Below are 16,912 nucleotides of genomic sequence, written 5' to 3' on the forward strand. Positions count from 1 at the left end.
GTAGCAAAGTATAGACCTTATTTTGCTACTCGTCAACCTTCTTTTCTTAAAGTTTCTAATAATTCTACAAAGTCGTCTGGTAATGGCACTTCAAATTCCATATACTCATTTGAAGTTGGATGTACAAATCCAAGGACACCAGCATGTAATACTTGTCCACCAAAGTCGATTGTTTTCTTTGGACCATATTTCGGATCTCCTACAAGTGGATATCCAATATAATTCATATGAACACGTATTTGGTGTGTACGCCCTGTTTCTAAAATACATTCAACAAGTGTATAAATCCCACCAAAGCGCTCTTTCACATGAAAATGGGTTACAGCATGTTTCCCTTTGTCGACAATCGCTTGTTTTTGACGATCTTTTGGATCACGTGCAATTGGTGCATCAATCGTACCCTTATCATGAGCAATATGCCCATGAACAAGTGCAGTATATTTTCTTGTGACAGTTTTATTTACTAGTTGTTCTACTAACGAATGATGTGCATTATCATTTTTTGCAACCATTAGTAAGCCAGATGTATCTTTATCGATCCGGTGTACAATTCCAGGTCTCATGACACCATTAATGCCAGATAAATCTTTACAATGATACATTAATCCATTCACTAATGTTCCTGTTGCATGACCTGGTGCAGGGTGAACGACCATTCCTTTTGGTTTGTTAACCACAAGGACATCTGCATCTTCATAAATAATTTCTAAATCTAAGTCTTCAGGGATGACCTCAAGAGGTTCTGGTTCTGGAACATCAATTTCTATGACATCCCCATTTTTCACTTTATATTTTGATTTTACTTCCTCACCGTTCACCGTAATAACTCCTCCGTCAGTAATCCAACTAGAGATCTGGGAACGAGACCATTCTGCAGATAGAGTCGATAATGCTTTATCGATACGCTCTCCCGCAATTTCTTCATCAATTGTGTATGTAACAATTGTCATTATTTCACCTTTTTCTTTTCTGCGCGTTCTTCTAGTAATAACGTAATAATAATCATAATGATTGATATCGTTAATGCTGCATCTGCAATATTAAATATTGGGAAATTATAATTAACTATTGGAATTACAACTTGCATAAAATCAACAACTTCTCCACGGAATAAACGGTCAATGAAATTACCTAATGTTCCACCTAATAAAATCATTAAACTAACTGCGAAAAAGTGTTTACCTTTAGCATGCTTATGAAAATAATAAATAATACCTATTACTACGACGATTGTGACAATGAAAAAAATCCACATTTGTCCTTGTAGCATTCCCCATGCAGCGCCGCGATTTCGATGTGATAATATTCCAAGCCATGGGTCCCAAATGCTAATCCGCTCTCTTAGTTCCATATTTTGCACAATTAGCCACTTTGTCCATTGGTCAAGTATAACAATAATTAAAGCTATTCCATAATATTTGTACACAGTATACCCCCATCTTCCAATATATCCTCAATATTTTACCATAAAACGCTATTCTCTCCTACTAAAGAAACAAGATGCTAGTCCAAAAGTGAAAAGGTACAGTTCACTTATGAACTGTACCTTTTGGATATATGATCGTTCGTTTCCGATTCAGGCTTCGCTTTCCGCAGGGAAGCCATGAGCCTCCGGGAGCTAAAGCGAGGCCACTGAAAAAGTTAAGGTTTATTTTGTAATCCTCAAAAATTATAAATGGCGAATTCAAAAATAGGCAACTTTTATTCGAATTTGAATAAAAGTTGCCTATTTCTTAGTTTATTTCTTCATTATTTTTCATTTATTAGTTTTAGAATTCTCTTGAGATTGACTGCAAATATCGTTGTTGCTGCTTGAATTTGCATGCCAAATAAACCCGTGGATGCTGCTACATCATACCCGTGTCTATGCTTTAATTCACTATTTTTTGCTTCAATTTTATAGCGAGTACTTGCTAATTCTTTAAATTCTTCCGAATTTTGAAATGCTTGTTGATCTGTATGTTCCGTTGATTTAATTGTTACATGATAAGTTTTTGTTTTTGCCCCTTCTTTATAACATCCCTTGCGGAACGGACAAATCTTGCATTTATTTACATCAAACAAATATTTCATTCTTGGGTTTTTGTCTTTTCTATTTTCGAATTTTTTATTGATTGCCATATGTCCAGCAGGACATACAAACATCCCCGCATCTTTATTAAACTCAAATTCATCCTTTTTATTCCGAGTACCCCTTGAAGTAACTGGATGTAATTTAGAAACTAGAGCCATGTTTTTTTCTTTCGTATAAATAAGATTATCTTTTTCCGAGTACGCTGTATCACCAATAACTACATCAATTTCTATTCCTGCTTGTTCGCTTTTTTCTATTAACTCTTGTAGATATTTCCCGTCATTTTTTTCTCCTGTTGTTATAATAGCAGCTGTAATAATTCGTTCATCATTCATTGCAATATGTGATTTATAGCCGAAAAATGAAGAGTCCTCTGTTTTATGTCCAACGCGTGCGTCTGAATCTGTAGAATAGCTTAGATGTTCCGAAAAATCTTCTACAACTTCTTTTAGTACATTTAATTTTTCCTTAACGGCAGGTATCTTAGCGATTTGTGGTTCTTTTTCAATTACAGTAATAACACCCTTACAATAATTCAATTCATCTTTTACTTCGTTAGAAGTAGTTTTAGGTGGAAATTTCGCTTTCATCGATTCATCTATTCTATAAACTGCTTTCCGAACATTTTTGGATTTTTCCTGTAAGAATTCCTTCGGTGATTTTTGAATATAACGTGCTTTTGTATGAGTAGAATCCACAATAACGCTTTTACTTTTAATGATTTCTTTTTGCAATGCAATCTCAACCGTTTTATTGATAAGCATGTCTAATAAATCCAGGTCTTGGAGACGGAGTTTACGGAATTTTGTTAGTGAGCTTGAATCAATTACGGAATCTTCTGGTGACATTTCGAGGAAATACTTAAAAGACATATCATATTTTGAACGTTCAACTACATCAACATCTGATAAATCAAAAATTGATTTGAGTAATAAATATTTGAACATTCTAATTGGAGGAACTGCGTTCCTTCCGTTATCAAGACAATATTTTGTTTTCAATTCTTCGAGTATGAACGTAAAATCTACTAGTTCATTAATTTGGCGAAGCATGTTATCCTTGGGTACCACAATATCGTATATTGCTAAATATGGACTGAGATTAAGAGTTTTTTGATCTGAAATCATTTGGGATCCACCTACATACATTTAATACTAATATTATAGAGGAAAAGGCAGTTGAAAGCTCGATTAAATCGAACTATCAACTGCCTAAATTAATAATTTTGGACTTTTTCAGTGGCCTCAGCTAAAGCTCTCCGGGGTCTCATGACTGCTTCTACGTCCTGCAGGAGTCTCCACCTGCCTCTCCAACGAACGACTTTCTAATATAGTGTTAGCAGATTTTGATTTTATCCAATACTGTCATCTGGTTGATAATATCTTATGTCTCAGCATCATCAAAAATATTAAACGTAGTACTTTTCAACAACATCTGCACAACGAGCACATAGTGTTGAATGATTCTCATGTTGTCCTACTGTATCTGAGTATGACCAACAACGTTCACATTTTTCTCCGTTTGCTTTTTCGATAACAATCGAAGTCTTTTCAAGAACTAAAGCATTTTCAGGAGCTGATTCTTTAGATCCTACAACTTGTAACTGAGAAACGATGTTAATTTGAGCAAAGTTTACAGCTTCGTCATTAATAATATCTACAACATTGCTATCTGCATAAATTAATACGTTTGCTTCTAATGATTTACCGATTACTTTTGCATTACGTGCTTGTTCTAAAGCTTTTAACACTTCATCACGAAGTGTAATTACTTTCGTCCATTTTTCACGTAATTGTGGGAAGTTACTGCGTTCGTCTACTTCTGGGAAGTCTGTTAACTGAACTGAAGCTTCCTCGGCATTTAAGTAAGACCATAATTCATCCGTCGTATGAGGAATGATAGGTGTTAACACTTTTAGTAAAGTTAATAAAGTATCATACATTACTGTTTGCATTGCACGGCGAGCAGCATTATCTGTACCTTCAATATATACTACATCTTTTGCAATATCTAAGTAGAATGCTGAAAGTTCTACTGCTACAAAGTTATTTACAACGTGATATACATTTGCGAATTCGTAACGATCATAAGCAGCACGCACTTGTTTTAACACGTCTTGTAAGCGCATGTACATATATTGATCCATTTCACGTAAATCTTCGTATGCTACACGATCAGTTTCAGGATTGAAATCAGACACATTACCGTGTAAGAAACGTAGAGTGTTACGGATTTTACGATATACTTCAGAAATTTGTTTTAACATATCCATTGAAATACGTACGTCGCCAGTATAATCTACTGAAGCAACCCATAGGCGTAAAATATCTGCACCGTATTGATCCATAACCTTTTGTGGAATAATTACATTCCCTAATGACTTCGACATTTTACGGCCGTCCCCATCTAGTACAAATCCATGTGTTAATAGACCTTTATATGGTGCGTAGCCGTTAATTGCAACAGATGTGATTAATGATGAGTTAAACCATCCACGGTGTTGGTCAGAGCCTTCTAAGTAAAGGTCTGCTGGATATTTCATGCCACGTTCAACTAGTACACCTTGGTGAGTTGAACCTGAGTCGAACCATACGTCCATAATATCGTTTTCTTTAGTAAACTTGCCATTTGGACTTCCTGGATGAGTGAAGCCTTCTGGTAATAATTCCTTCGCTTCTTTTTGGAACCAAATGTTTGAACCATGTTCACGGAATAGTTTAGATACATGTTCGATTGTTTCAGGCGTAATAATTGGCTCCTCGTTTTCTGCATAGAAAATTGGAATAGGCACACCCCACGCACGTTGACGAGAAATTACCCAGTCACCACGATCACGAATCATATTATATAGACGTGTTTCACCCCATGCAGGTGTGAATTCAGTATCACGTACCGCTTGTAATAATTCTTCACGGAACATTTCAACGGATGCAAACCATTGTGGTGTTGCGCGATAAATTACTGGTTTTTTCGTACGCCAGTCATGTGGGTATGAGTGAACGAATTTTGAAACTTTTAATAATGCACCTAACTCTTGTAATTTTTCAACCATTACAGGATTTGCTTTTTCATAGAATAATCCTTCAAAACCAGGTGCTTCATCAGTATAACATCCACGATTATCAACTGGGCTTAATACAGGTAAGTCATAACGTTTACCAACTTGATAGTCATCATCACCATGGCCAGGTGCTGTGTGTACACAGCCAGTACCCGCTTCAGTTGTTACATGATCGCCAAGCATTACTAAGGAATCGCGTTTATAAATTGGATGTTCTGCTACTAATCGATCTAAATTCGCACCTTCGACTTCTTGAACGATTTCATAAGATTCCCAGCCTAATTCAGTTGCAACTTTTTCAACTAAATCTTTTGCTACGATATATTTATCATTATTTGCAGCTACTACCGCATATTTAAATTCTGGGTTAACTGAGATTCCTAAGTTTGCTGGAATAGTCCAAGGTGTTGTCGTCCAGATGATGAATTTTGCGTCTTCAGGTACTACACCCTTTGCATCCTTTAATCCGAATGCAACATAAATAGAATACGATTCAACATCTTTATATTCAATTTCAGCTTCAGCTAATGCAGATTCAGAAGATGGTGACCAGTACACAGGCTTTAATCCTTTGTAAATGTAGCCTTTCTCAGCCATTTTTCCGAATACTTCAATTTGTCTTGCTTCGAACTCTGGTTTTAATGTGATATAAGGGTTTTCCCAGTCCCCACGAACACCTAAACGACGGAACTGACCTTTTTGGTTTTCGATTTGTTCATATGCGTATTCTTCGCAAAGCTTACGGAATTCAGCAACAGTCATTTCTTTACGATTTACACCTTTGTTCGTTAAAGCTTGCTCGATTGGTAAACCATGAGTATCCCAACCAGGAACATAAGGTACGTGATAACCAGTCATTGAACGATGACGGTTAATCATATCTTTAATTACTTTGTTTAGGGCATGTCCGATGTGGATATCACCATTAGCATATGGAGGTCCATCATGTAATACGAAGTGAGGGCGTCCTTCTGTACGCTTATTCACTAACGCATTAATATCCATCTCATCCCATTTTTCTTGGACTTTTGGTTCATTTGCAGGTAAATTTCCGCGCATTGGGAAATCAGTTTTAGGCATTAATAATGTATCTTTATACTCTACCACTACGTTTTCCTCCTATTTTGTTACTTAGTTAATTTTTGACAAATAAAAAAGCCTCTCATCCCATAAAGGGACGAAAAGCTTAGCAATCCGTGGTACCACCCTAATTTGCGAAAATTAAGCAAAGCTTAATATTCACCTCTTAGACACTGTAACGTCGTGTGTAGACGAAATCACTTACTGTTACCAAACTATTAGTTGCACATATTGTGCATCATAGCATAATGGATTTCAGTGATTTAGTTCAGGAGTGATTTTCTTTTTTGAATACTATGTTCGAGCTTCCACCAACCTCGAATCGCTTTTGTCAGCCTTCAAAAAGTACTGTCTCCATCAACACTATATAACATATCAAATTTCACATATGTGAATCAGTATATGAAAAAGAATTATTTCAGTCAACTAAAAAGTGTAATTTTTCAAATTACAATTGTTTTTATTATAATAAATGATTTAATTCATCATTTGTAACTTCTCTTTTATTTGAATCTTCATCTTCGTCATAAAAAGAGTTATTTTTGTAATTATCCGCTTGATATGAATTGAATTCATCATCGTTTCTATTATGATCTTGAATTTCTGTTAACCCTACATCATATTCCATAAGCGTATTCCAATCATCCGATTTTAACATGTCTAATTGAGCTTCTACTAGCATTTTAAAACGGTTACGGAAAACTTTAGATTGTTTTTTCAAATCATTAATTTCAATTGCAATTTTACGTGATTTTGTTAATGACTCATTTATAATACGGTCAGCATTTTTTTCTGCTTCTTTAATGATTAACTTTGCTTCTTGTTGTGCATTGCGTCGAACTTCTTCGGCTGCTTCTTGGGCAACAACAATAGACTTTTGTAGTGTTTCTTCAAGTGTATTATAATGTGACATACGCTCTGTCATCGTTTTAATTTTTTCTTCAAGTTCTTTTTTCTCACGTAAAATAATCTCGTAATCTTTTATTACTTGATCTAGAAATTCATTTACTTCGTCTTCTACATAACCGCGAAAGCCACGAGTAAATTCTTTGTTATGTATATCAAGAGGTGATAATGGCATTTAACTACACTCCTTCTAAACGTGTCATTTTATTCTATTATACAGATGAAAAAGTAAATTCGCATCATAATTTGATAAAATTTAACAAAGAAGGTTCATTTTTGTTCCAAATAGCCTATTACTAGACGGATTTTTTCCTTCTTTGTGCGTCCTTCTATCTTCAAAATTTTTATTCTTCCAAACCCACTAATCGACAAAACGTCCCCATCATGTACTTCAAAAGAAACTGATTCTCTAACTGTCCAGTTTACTTTTACTTTTCCTGATTGAATGTATAACTTTGATTTTTCACGAGATATTTTTAATGCTAATGATAGTATGGAGTCTAGTCGCATAGATGATACGGTTAACGTTTTTTCAACCCACTTTTCGTTGCTTTCAATAAGTTGGTCGACGTCTGTTAACGCACTTATTTGGATTTTTGCTTTGCCAATACTCACTAAGTTTGTTTGCACATAGTCTGCAATTTCCTCAGATAATGCAAATTGTATAGTACTATCTATCATTTTTATATCTCCAAATTTGGATCGGCTCATCCCTAGCGAAAGCATAGCACCTAACACATCTCGATGTTGTAACGTTAAAAATTTTGAAGGATAGTCTATTGTGAAAATAGAAATTTGAAAATCATCTGTAGTAAATTCCATATATGAAGGCGCGATAATCATTCTCTTTCTTTCTGCTTCTTCAAAAACTCCATATGAATGAAGTTGAAGCTCATCGTTTTGACTAATAATGGATGTAACAATAAATTGTTCCCTTGGATCTAAAAAATCCGTTAATCGCATTACATGACGATACTCGACATCACGTTTCCATTCCATCACACGTTCTATGAATGGTTGCTCATCTTTTCTGAAATGTTGGATAAGGTGTTCCATAATAACTCCTTTGAAATTTATATAATATATATTCTACACAAAATTTTATTAGGAAAGCACAACTCGCCTATAATCTGATTTCTTAAATAAAATGAAAAATAAAAAACCCTACAATCGTAGGGATTTTACTTTTTGAAAGAATACATACACATTAATATAGGAATGCAATATATAATCTTTCTACAACGATATAAACACCATTTTGAATGAAGTTAAGTAATAACAATGCAACAATTGGTGAAATATCAATCATTCCAATAGGTGGAATGAACTTTCTAAAGAATCCTAAATATGGTTCTACAACTTTTGCAAGTAATCGACCAATACTTGAATCTTGTGCAGATGGTATCCATGACATTAGTATGTAACCAATAATCATAAATTGATAAATAGTAAATAAAAACGATATAAATCTTAGTATTTCATACAAACCCATAAATTTTTTTACCTCGCTAATTTATTGTATATCATCGTATAGATAGTTAGATACTTCGCCACTAACCTCAACATTTTCAGGTGTACATAAGAAGATATCTGTACCGATTCTTTGTATATCTCCTGCTAAGGCATAAACTGTTCCACTTAGAAAGTCAATGATTCGAACACCTTGGTCACGGTCGATTCGTTGTAAATTGACAATAATGGCACGTTTGTTTTTTAAATGCTCTGCAATATCTTGTGCTTCGGCATAAACTCGTGGTTCTACGATGACAACTTTTGAATTTTTTAATGAATTGGCAGCTTGAATACTTACAACATTAAATGGTGTCTCTTGTTCAGTTTTACGCTCTTTTTTCACACGGGTTTTAATTGGTTGCTCTTGTTGTTGTTGTTTTACTGGAGGTTGACTAGGTTGTACATCTTCTTCATCTTCTTCTAAGTAAAAGAAATTTTTGATTTTATTTTTCATACTCATTTAGTTTCCCTTCTTTCTATCCAACAAGCGCTGTCCCAATTCTTACAAATGTTGCACCTTCTTCTACTGCGATTTCGTAATCATTGGACATTCCCATCGATAGTTCATTGCATGGTGCGTATGGTAGATGTAAATTGACAACTTCTTGTTGCAATTGTTTTAAATCTGAAAATACTTTTCTAATAACAGACTCATCTTCCGTATTTGGTGCCATAGTCATTAATCCAACAACTTGTATCTTTGTAAATTGGGCTAAGGATTGAATGAACGGGATGACATCTTCCTTATCTAACCCATGTTTCGATTGTTCTCCAGAAACATTTGCTTGTACAAAGCATTTGACAGGGTTTTCAGCTCTTTTTTCTATTTCCTCTGCTAAACTTAGTCTGTCAAGGGAATGTAGATAGTCAATTTCATTAATTACTAGTTTAACTTTTCTAGTTTGTAAAGATCCGATATAATGCCAAATAGCTTTATCTTTTATTTCTTCTTTTTTAGCCAATAATCCTTCTGGTCGGTTTTCACCAAGATGAAAAAGATTATTTTCTAAAGCTTCACTTGCTCTTTCTGAAGATACTTCTTTTGTTACGGCAATAATTGAAACTTGGCCGTCATATTTTCGTTTCTTTTGTGCTTCATCTATTTTATTTTGTATATAAGATAAATTTTCACTAATTTTAGCCATAAATTACCCAACTTTACTTCTTTTTTACTTATTGTATCAATGTGTATAGTAATTTTCAATGATTAGCGCGTCCTAATCGTAAGCTGACTTTACTAAAATCACATCTTTTCCTATTACTAATATATCACTGATCATAACTTTCATCACAGCTTCTTCACCTTGTAAAAAAGATAAGAACTTTTTAGGTTCAGAAACGAGAAAAGAAACGATTTTCCCTGTCTGTTCATCGACTTCCGCATCGACAATAAAACCAATAAATCTTCCACTAGATGCTTCTATAATTTCCTTTTGCTGTACCGTTGAAAATCTCACTACCTAATTCTCCTCTCCGGTTAATAGTAAGGAATGCGACTAAAAATTTTACGCTGTCCCATTACACAAATAAAAAATAAAAACGCACTAAGCCTAACCTAGTGCGTCATTGTTTTGATGATTTCATATATTATTTTTTAAGTGAAAATATGCAGTAATTAGTTAACTTTATAATCTTTTTGCATTGTCTCAATCGCATTTTTTTCTAGCCTTGAAATTTGAGCTTGTGAAATTCCTAATGACTTTGCAATTTCTGTTTGTGTTTCGCCATAGTAGAATCGTTTTGCTAAGATCATCTGTTGTCTTTCATCAAGTTTTTGTATACTCTCTTTCACACTAACATATGCCACCCACTGGTCTTCTGATACATCATCATCACGGAGCTGGTCCATAATAAATACTGCATCTCCCCCATCAGAATAGATTGGTTCTTGTAAAGATAATGGGTCTTGTATAGCATCTAGTGCATAGAGCACATCTTCTTTTTTCATTTCAATCATCTCAGCTAATTGTTCAATAGTTGGTTCATATAAGTTTTCTGAAATGAACTTCTCCTTTGCCTGCATTGCTTTATAAGCAATGTCCCTTAAAGACCTAGAAACTCTTAATGCATGGTGATCTCTAAGATGTCTTCTAATTTCACCAATTATCATTGGTACAGCATATGTTGAAAATCGAACATTATGCTTTAAATCAAAATGATCAATTGCTTTTAGTAGTCCAATACAGCCTACTTGGAACAGGTCATCAGCTTGTTCGCCACGATATGAAAATCTACCTACGATACTAAGAACGAGTCGTAAATTACATATAACAAGCTCATCTCTAACCCATTCCTCTCCACTTTGTAACCGAACAAACAACTCTCTCATTTCTTCATGTTTTAGTACTGGCAAAGAAGCTGTATCAACACCACAAAGCTCTACTTTTGTTCGCACCATCTTCTTTTCCTCCGAACTATTTTTATTTCTCTGAACTGTTTTTTAAGTTTGTCCGGAATAAAAAAGAATATGCACGAATCATTCGTCCAATTTCATCCAATGAACTCAACTTAACTTTCAAGTTCAAACAATGGTAATTTGAGAATGTGTGCATATAATGATTGATGGAATCGATATTTATTTAGTCTCATTTGCTAGTAGAAAGAATTTTCAGTTAATAATTTACGCACTAAGAAATCGGCTGATTTAAATGTTCACGTAAATCTAAAATGATTTTTTTCTCAAGTCGAGAGATGTAAGATTGCGAAATTCCTAAATGATCAGCAACTTCTTTTTGCGTCATTTCTTGTTTTCCATTTAACCCAAAACGACACTCCATGATATATCTTTCTCTTTCGCTCAAGCCATTAATAGCTTGGAACATAGTTGCTCTTTCAATCTTTTTCTCAACATCATTCATGATGATTTCTTCTTCTGTCCCTAATATATCTGATAATAATAACTCATTTCCATCTGGATCCGAATTTAATGGCTCATCTAAAGAGACTTCACCTTTCATTCGACTTGTTTTTCTTAAATGCATTAATATTTCATTTTCAATACAGCGGGATGCATAAGTAGCAAGTTTTATATTTTTTTCTGTGTTAAATGTTTCGATTGCCTTTATAAGTCCAATAGAGCCGATACTTATTAAATCTTCGATTGGTGTGCCTGTATTATCGAATCTTCTAGCAATATAAACAACTAGTCTTAAATTTCTTTCGATTAAAGTATCGCGAGCTCGTAAATCCCCATTCATAAAGGCTTCAATAACTGTCATTTCTTCTTCTCTAGTTAATGGTACTGGCAATGAATCGTGCCCCCCTATATAGTACGTTCCCTTAGTACGAAACTTACTGAATATTTTTTGAAAAAAAGCTATTACCGTTTTAAACAATCATTTTCCCCCTTTATGAAACAATTCAATAAACATATGAAGTTAAAGCGCTAAAACGTGTAATATCATTTGTGCATCTTGTGGGTACTTCGCATCATGGCGAGTAAATACAACGTATTCATCATAAATTTCTTTATTTGTAGTTCCACTTATTTTCAGTCGATCAAATCGAAATGCTAGTACTGTGGACTTCTCTTTTTGCACAGTGGAGAGTGTCAAAATTCGAATTTTAGGGTAAACATTTGATGGAAACATTCCTAACTGATATGGGTTTTTTTCATCCCAATTTAGCAAAGCATCGTGGAATTCACTCGGTAAATTTTTCGATACTGCAGAATACGAGAGGAAATGCACTGGTTTTTGACTCATCGGCTCCAAGCATTCATTACCTGTATCTATAAAACCCTTTAATTGATATTCTTTTTGTAAAAGTTGTAATTCACAATCTACAACAAACGAATGCTGAATTTTCTCCTGTTTCATACTTCTCCACTTTAGATGAATCGCAGATAAACTTATGAATGCAATAGACGTACAGAAGATAAAAAACAGAAAATCAGATTGTTTGAGTAAGAAAGGCAATAAACTTGTTAATAAGCCGCCAAGAAAAAATGTTGCAATGAATAGTACAGTTCCTTGTTTTAATAGTGTTTGAATGTTAAATGAAAACGCTACCCCAATTAGAATGACGAAACTAAGCACAGCTCCAAGTAAAGAATGATGCAAAATACTTGCGATAAGTCCGCTACAAAATGCACTAATGATCAACCTACTTCGTTTAACATACAACCCCGTTATTTCTTGTGTGAATTTTAATAAAAAGTAATTGAATAACGTATTGTATAGTACGAGTAATTCTCCAATCATTTTAGCGTCCTCCTATTGATAGATTATCATTAGAAAGATGTAGAAAATGTCAAACGGTCGTACATAATCTAAAAATAATTTTGACAAAGCGTTTCATAAAGCTTAGAAAATCGACATATTACTCAAAAATAACGAAATTATTAATGCAGATTCGCATGATTTCCTCCATAGAATTCGTTAATAAATATTGAAAAACTTGGAAGTTTATCGAATTTCCAAATTCCTTGTATGGCAGCTGAGAAAATAGATTGTAAAAAAAAAACAGGGACGCACCTTGAAAGAATAGCTATCCTTTCAAGGTGCGTCCCTGCTTTTATATAATTAACGATTTCGATTACGGTTTCTTAAAAATGTTGGAATATCTAAAATTTCTTCTTGAGCTTGGTTCGCTTGATTGTTGTTATTATTGCTTCTAATCGGCTCAGTTTGAGGTTGCTCCAAGCGTTCTCGACTAGTAGTAGTTTGTGTATTTCTTGTTGCACCATTAATAGAGCGTGCTTTTGGTTGTTGATGAACTGTTTCTTCAGTAAATCCTGTTGCAATAACAGTAACGATAATTTCGTCATTTAAGTTTTCATTAATAACAGAACCAAAGATCATATTCACTTCTTCATCTGATGCAGATGCAACAATATCCGCAGCTTCTTGCACTTCAAATAAACTTAAATTTGAGCCACCTGTAATGTTCATTATCACACCTTTTGCACCATCGATTGATGTTTCTAAAAGTGGACTTGAAATTGCTTTTTTCGCAGCTTCTGTAGCGCGATTTTCACCAGTTGCAATACCGATACCCATTAGCGCAGAACCTTTGTCTGACATAATTGTTTTTACGTCAGCAAAATCCAAGTTAATTAAACCTGGTGTTGCGATTAAATCTGAAATACCTTGAACACCTTGGCGTAAAACGTTATCAGCTTCACGGAAAGCTTCTAGCATTGGAGTGTTCTTATCTACAATTTGTAATAATTTATCGTTCGGAATGACAATAAGTGTATCTACTGCATCTTTCATCGCAGAAATACCACCGATTGCTTGAGTTTGGCGTTTCTTCCCTTCAAATGAAAACGGACGAGTGACTACCCCAACAGTTAGTGCACCTAAGTCACGAGCAATGGAAGCAATTACAGGTGCAGCACCTGTTCCTGTACCGCCTCCCATTCCTGCAGTAACAAAGACCATATCAGCACCACGAAGTACTTCTTCGATTTGTTCACGGCTTTCTTCAGCCGCTTTCTTACCAACCTCTGGATTTGCACCTGCACCTAATCCACGCGTTAACTTGTTACCAATCTGTAATTTATATTCAGCTTTTGATAGATTTAAAGCTTGAGCATCAGTATTAACCGCAATAAAGTCAACACCCTGTACTCCATGTTCAATCATTCTATTTACCGCATTATTACCGCCGCCACCAACGCCAATTACCTTGATGTTAGCTAGCTGGTCGATAGATGTATCAAATTCCAACATTGTTCTTCCTCCTACCACACTAGTCGTAAAATTTACAGTTTCTATTCAAAGAACTTATCAAATAGTCTCTTTGCTTTGTTGATGACACTTGTTTTATTACTATTATCGGCTTTTTCGACAGAATTTGAATGCTTTTTAGTAGGAGTAGTACTTGCTCCAACTGTTGCATAAGATGCTTGGGAAGTATTACTTCTACCATAAAACTCATCGTCCATACTAGCATATTTTATTAATCCAACAGCTGTTGTATATGCTGGTTCTCTAACACCAATATAATCCGGTGTATAGACTCTTACACGTGTTTGCATTACTTGACGAGCTAATTGAGCTACACCTTCTACCTGAGCTACACCGCCAGATATTACAATCCCACCAGGAAGGTCACGGACTCCTAATCTAGCAAGCTCATCTAATACCAGTTCAAACAATTCTTCTAATCGTACACCGATAATTTCAGAGATATATTTTTGATTGTACTGATCAACCATATCTGTACCTGATACAGGCACTTCAAATATTTCATCTTCTGAAGCATCATCGTAATAAGCATGTCCAAATTGTTTTTTTATCTTCTCTGCTTGCTCAGTTGTTGTTTTTAAGATGATGGATAAATCTTTAGTTATATGTTCTCCCCCAACAGGAATGACTCCTGCATGAGTTAAGAGTCCATCTTCAAAAACTGAAATAGTCGTTGAACCACCACCTAAATCAATGTAGGCAGTCCCCTGATTTTTTTCGTCTTCTGTTAAAGCAAAGAAACCAGCTGCTAAAGGTTGTAAATAAATCTCTCTAATTTTCAACCCTGAACGCTCCACACATCGCAGTAGGTTATGTAATAAAGTCTTTGATGTCGTGATCATAGTAGCATCCATTTCTAGACGTATGCCGATCATTCCACGTGGATCTTTAATTTCATCTAAATTATCAACTATAAATTGTTTGGGTAATAAGTTTACTACTTCTCGTTCAGGTGGAATCGACATGACTTGTGCGGATTCAATCACTCTTTCTAAATCATCATCCGTAATTTCACGATTATCACTATTAACCGCAACAACCCCTTTTACAGATTGTAATGCAGTCTGATTTGATGGAATTCCTAACACTACTTCATTTATAGCAATGCCTGTCATTCGCTCAGCTTCATCAATGGCTTTACGAATGGATTGCACCGTTGCATCGATATCAACAATAGCTCCTTTTCGTACTCCGCTGGATTTTACATTTCCGACCCCGATGACATGCAATTGCTCATTATTCACTTCACCGATCAACACTTTTATTGAAGATGAGCCTATATCAAGTGAAATATAAATATCTTGGTTTTTCAACTTCACCGCACCTCCTTCGATTACTCTTACATTCATTCTATTGTAAATTAATCATATTGTCTAAGTAATTACTACTTACTATAAGATTTTACCGCTAATCTATAGTTTTTTCACTCTTTTTTATATGTCTTTCATCCCATTTTTGTATCAAAATTCGTCGAATGACAGCGATATTTTGGAAGAGTCGGACACCAAATGCAAAAATGGCAGCTAAATACAAATCAACACCTAGATGTACCCCTAAAAAAGCGAGCCCAGCTGCTAACACAATATTAAAGAAAAACCCGGAAATGAATACCTTATCATCATAAACTTGTTGCAAATATGCACGTATACCTCCAAATAATGTATCTAGTGCAGCAAGTACTGCGATGGAAAGATAGTTTTCATACATAGAAGGGATTTGGATATCGGTTAACAATCCTAAGGCAAGTCCTAATATTAATCCTAAAAATGGCAACCACATGTTTTATTCCCCTTTATGTTGTTCAATTAAACTTACTGTTTTGTTAACCATTTAAATTTATAACATTTTGCTAAGAAACTCTATCTAAATATAGTAAGTATTCATTTGATAAAGTTCCATCAAATTCTGAAATGGTAATACTTTTTACAGGTTTACCTATACTTAAATTCAAATTATCAATATAAAAAGCATCTTTAAAAGAAGAAGCATTTAAATAGTTATTTAATTTCTCCGCTTTTTCAAAGCTTTCAGTAATTACTTTAATTTCCACTAATGTTTCTCGAATGGGAATACCATTCACTGTCGTTGCGCCATTAATATCTCTAATTGCCGTAGTATGTACTACTCGTTGACCATCTATTTCTACATAGAGTCCATCAAAGCGGTTAATTTCGTTTACTAAGCGATATAGTAATTCAGGGGATATTGGTTTTATAGAGAATCCAGATTGTACTAACTCCATTGCTGGACTAATTGATAATATAATACCAGGTCCAGTTACTTCCAAAAGTCCTGCTCTTTGCTTTAAAGACTCCACTGTATTTGAAAGAATATCTCCTTGGTCTTCAGTCTCAGTATTTTTATATTTATTGACTGTATCGTTTAATGTTAATATCTCTGAAAGCAATTGGGAGTGTCTTTTCTTTTCTTCTGATAATGCTTGTCTTAACTCCCATGAATCTCGTGTATCTCTTGCAGAAGGTTCTTTCACGGTATTATATTGTATTGCAATCATTAAACCTACAATAAACGACACAATTGTGATTCGGGTCACTACCTTCTTGTTCATCCTGTTCCCCTCCTCAA

The 16,912-nt window shown here is 34.6% G+C and carries 16 protein-coding genes, 1 pseudogene and 1 other annotated feature; all 17 genes and pseudogenes read right to left on the bottom strand.

Annotated features, from left to right (window positions below; all coding sequences use genetic code 11):
* Positions 1–32: 32 nt before the first annotated feature.
* Entirely contained in the window at positions 33–950 is a 918-nt protein-coding gene (locus CD29_RS00585) for an RluA family pseudouridine synthase (protein ID WP_036181738.1), read from the bottom strand.
* Positions 950–1,426: a signal peptidase II gene (lspA, locus tag CD29_RS00590; protein ID WP_036181741.1), complete on the bottom strand. Its 477-nt coding sequence runs from the start codon at positions 1,424–1,426 to the stop codon at positions 950–952. The genes CD29_RS00585 and lspA overlap by 1 nt, the downstream gene beginning before the upstream one ends.
* Before the next feature lie 323 nt (positions 1,427–1,749).
* A complete protein-coding gene (locus CD29_RS00595) occupies positions 1,750–3,201 on the bottom strand; it encodes an IS1182 family transposase (protein ID WP_036181743.1) in 1,452 nt (483 codons plus the stop codon).
* A 281-nt stretch (positions 3,202–3,482) separates the two neighbouring features.
* Positions 3,483–6,242: an isoleucine--tRNA ligase gene (gene ileS, locus CD29_RS00600; protein WP_036181745.1), complete on the bottom strand. Its 2,760-nt coding sequence runs from the start codon at positions 6,240–6,242 to the stop codon at positions 3,483–3,485.
* A 63-nt stretch (positions 6,243–6,305) separates the two neighbouring features.
* Positions 6,306–6,585, bottom strand: a binding site (T-box leader).
* Between the two features lie 204 nt (positions 6,586–6,789).
* Positions 6,790–7,296: pseudogene (locus CD29_RS00605) on the bottom strand (DivIVA domain-containing protein); the annotation flags it as partial.
* A gap of 95 nt (positions 7,297–7,391) precedes the next feature.
* The gene (locus CD29_RS00610; protein WP_036181748.1) at positions 7,392–8,177 is read right to left on the bottom strand and encodes a YlmH family RNA-binding protein; all 786 of its coding nucleotides are present in this window, start codon (positions 8,175–8,177) and stop codon (positions 7,392–7,394) included.
* A 151-nt stretch (positions 8,178–8,328) separates the two neighbouring features.
* A complete protein-coding gene (locus CD29_RS00615) occupies positions 8,329–8,613 on the bottom strand; it encodes a YggT family protein (RefSeq protein ID WP_036181750.1) in 285 nt (94 codons plus the stop codon).
* Between the two features lie 21 nt (positions 8,614–8,634).
* Positions 8,635–9,093, bottom strand: coding sequence for a cell division protein SepF (locus CD29_RS00620; RefSeq protein WP_036181752.1), 459 nt, complete (start codon positions 9,091–9,093; stop codon positions 8,635–8,637).
* A 16-nt stretch (positions 9,094–9,109) separates the two neighbouring features.
* On the bottom strand, positions 9,110–9,778 hold the full coding sequence (locus CD29_RS00625; RefSeq protein ID WP_036181754.1) for a YggS family pyridoxal phosphate-dependent enzyme: 669 nt from the start codon (positions 9,776–9,778) through the stop codon (positions 9,110–9,112).
* A 72-nt stretch (positions 9,779–9,850) separates the two neighbouring features.
* On the bottom strand, positions 9,851–10,090 hold the full coding sequence (locus tag CD29_RS00630) for a PRC-barrel domain-containing protein (RefSeq protein WP_036181757.1): 240 nt from the start codon (positions 10,088–10,090) through the stop codon (positions 9,851–9,853).
* Between the two features lie 158 nt (positions 10,091–10,248).
* On the bottom strand, positions 10,249–11,028 hold the full coding sequence (sigG, locus tag CD29_RS00635) for an RNA polymerase sporulation sigma factor SigG (protein ID WP_081976105.1): 780 nt from the start codon (positions 11,026–11,028) through the stop codon (positions 10,249–10,251).
* Positions 11,029–11,260: 232 nt separating this feature from the next.
* A complete protein-coding gene (sigE, locus tag CD29_RS00640; RefSeq protein WP_036181762.1) occupies positions 11,261–11,968 on the bottom strand; it encodes an RNA polymerase sporulation sigma factor SigE in 708 nt (235 codons plus the stop codon).
* 42 nt (positions 11,969–12,010) lie between these two features.
* A complete protein-coding gene (locus tag CD29_RS00645) occupies positions 12,011–12,835 on the bottom strand; it encodes a sigma-E processing peptidase SpoIIGA (RefSeq protein ID WP_036181765.1) in 825 nt (274 codons plus the stop codon).
* Between the two features lie 321 nt (positions 12,836–13,156).
* Positions 13,157–14,308 carry a cell division protein FtsZ gene (gene ftsZ / locus CD29_RS00650; RefSeq protein WP_036181769.1) on the bottom strand — a complete coding sequence of 384 codons (1,152 nt, stop codon included), beginning with the start codon at positions 14,306–14,308 and terminating at the stop codon, positions 13,157–13,159.
* Positions 14,309–14,349: 41 nt separating this feature from the next.
* Positions 14,350–15,639 (bottom strand): cell division protein FtsA, encoded by a 1,290-nt coding sequence (ftsA, locus tag CD29_RS00655; RefSeq protein ID WP_036181772.1) that lies wholly within the window; start codon positions 15,637–15,639, stop codon positions 14,350–14,352.
* 94 nt (positions 15,640–15,733) lie between these two features.
* Complete coding sequence (locus CD29_RS00660) at positions 15,734–16,105, bottom strand: small basic family protein (protein WP_036181775.1); 372 nt, start codon at positions 16,103–16,105, stop codon at positions 15,734–15,736.
* Positions 16,106–16,175: 70 nt separating this feature from the next.
* Positions 16,176–16,895, bottom strand: a complete 720-nt coding sequence (locus CD29_RS00665) for a DUF881 domain-containing protein (RefSeq protein ID WP_036181778.1) — start codon at positions 16,893–16,895, stop codon at positions 16,176–16,178.
* Between the last annotated feature and the right edge of the window lie 17 nt (positions 16,896–16,912).

It is taken from the genome of Ureibacillus manganicus DSM 26584 (assembly GCF_000772945.1).
Taxonomy (GTDB): Bacteria; Bacillota; Bacilli; order Bacillales_A; family Planococcaceae; genus Ureibacillus; species Ureibacillus manganicus.

Coding starts and splice junctions, on each gene's coding strand:
- CD29_RS00660 (WP_036181775.1), bottom strand. CDS start 16,105: ATGTGGTTGCCATTTTTAGGATTAATATTAGGACTTGCCTTAGGATTG.
- CD29_RS00645 (WP_036181765.1), bottom strand. CDS start 12,835: ATGATTGGAGAATTACTCGTACTATACAATACGTTATTCAATTACTTT.
- CD29_RS00615 (WP_036181750.1), bottom strand. CDS start 8,613: ATGGGTTTGTATGAAATACTAAGATTTATATCGTTTTTATTTACTATT.
- ftsZ (WP_036181769.1), bottom strand. CDS start 14,308: ATGTTGGAATTTGATACATCTATCGACCAGCTAGCTAACATCAAGGTA.
- CD29_RS00625 (WP_036181754.1), bottom strand. CDS start 9,778: ATGGCTAAAATTAGTGAAAATTTATCTTATATACAAAATAAAATAGAT.
- CD29_RS00610 (WP_036181748.1), bottom strand. CDS start 8,177: ATGGAACACCTTATCCAACATTTCAGAAAAGATGAGCAACCATTCATA.
- CD29_RS00585 (WP_036181738.1), bottom strand. CDS start 950: ATGACAATTGTTACATACACAATTGATGAAGAAATTGCGGGAGAGCGT.
- CD29_RS00620 (WP_036181752.1), bottom strand. CDS start 9,093: ATGAGTATGAAAAATAAAATCAAAAATTTCTTTTACTTAGAAGAAGAT.
- CD29_RS00665 (WP_036181778.1), bottom strand. CDS start 16,895: ATGAACAAGAAGGTAGTGACCCGAATCACAATTGTGTCGTTTATTGTA.
- CD29_RS00595 (WP_036181743.1), bottom strand. CDS start 3,201: ATGATTTCAGATCAAAAAACTCTTAATCTCAGTCCATATTTAGCAATA.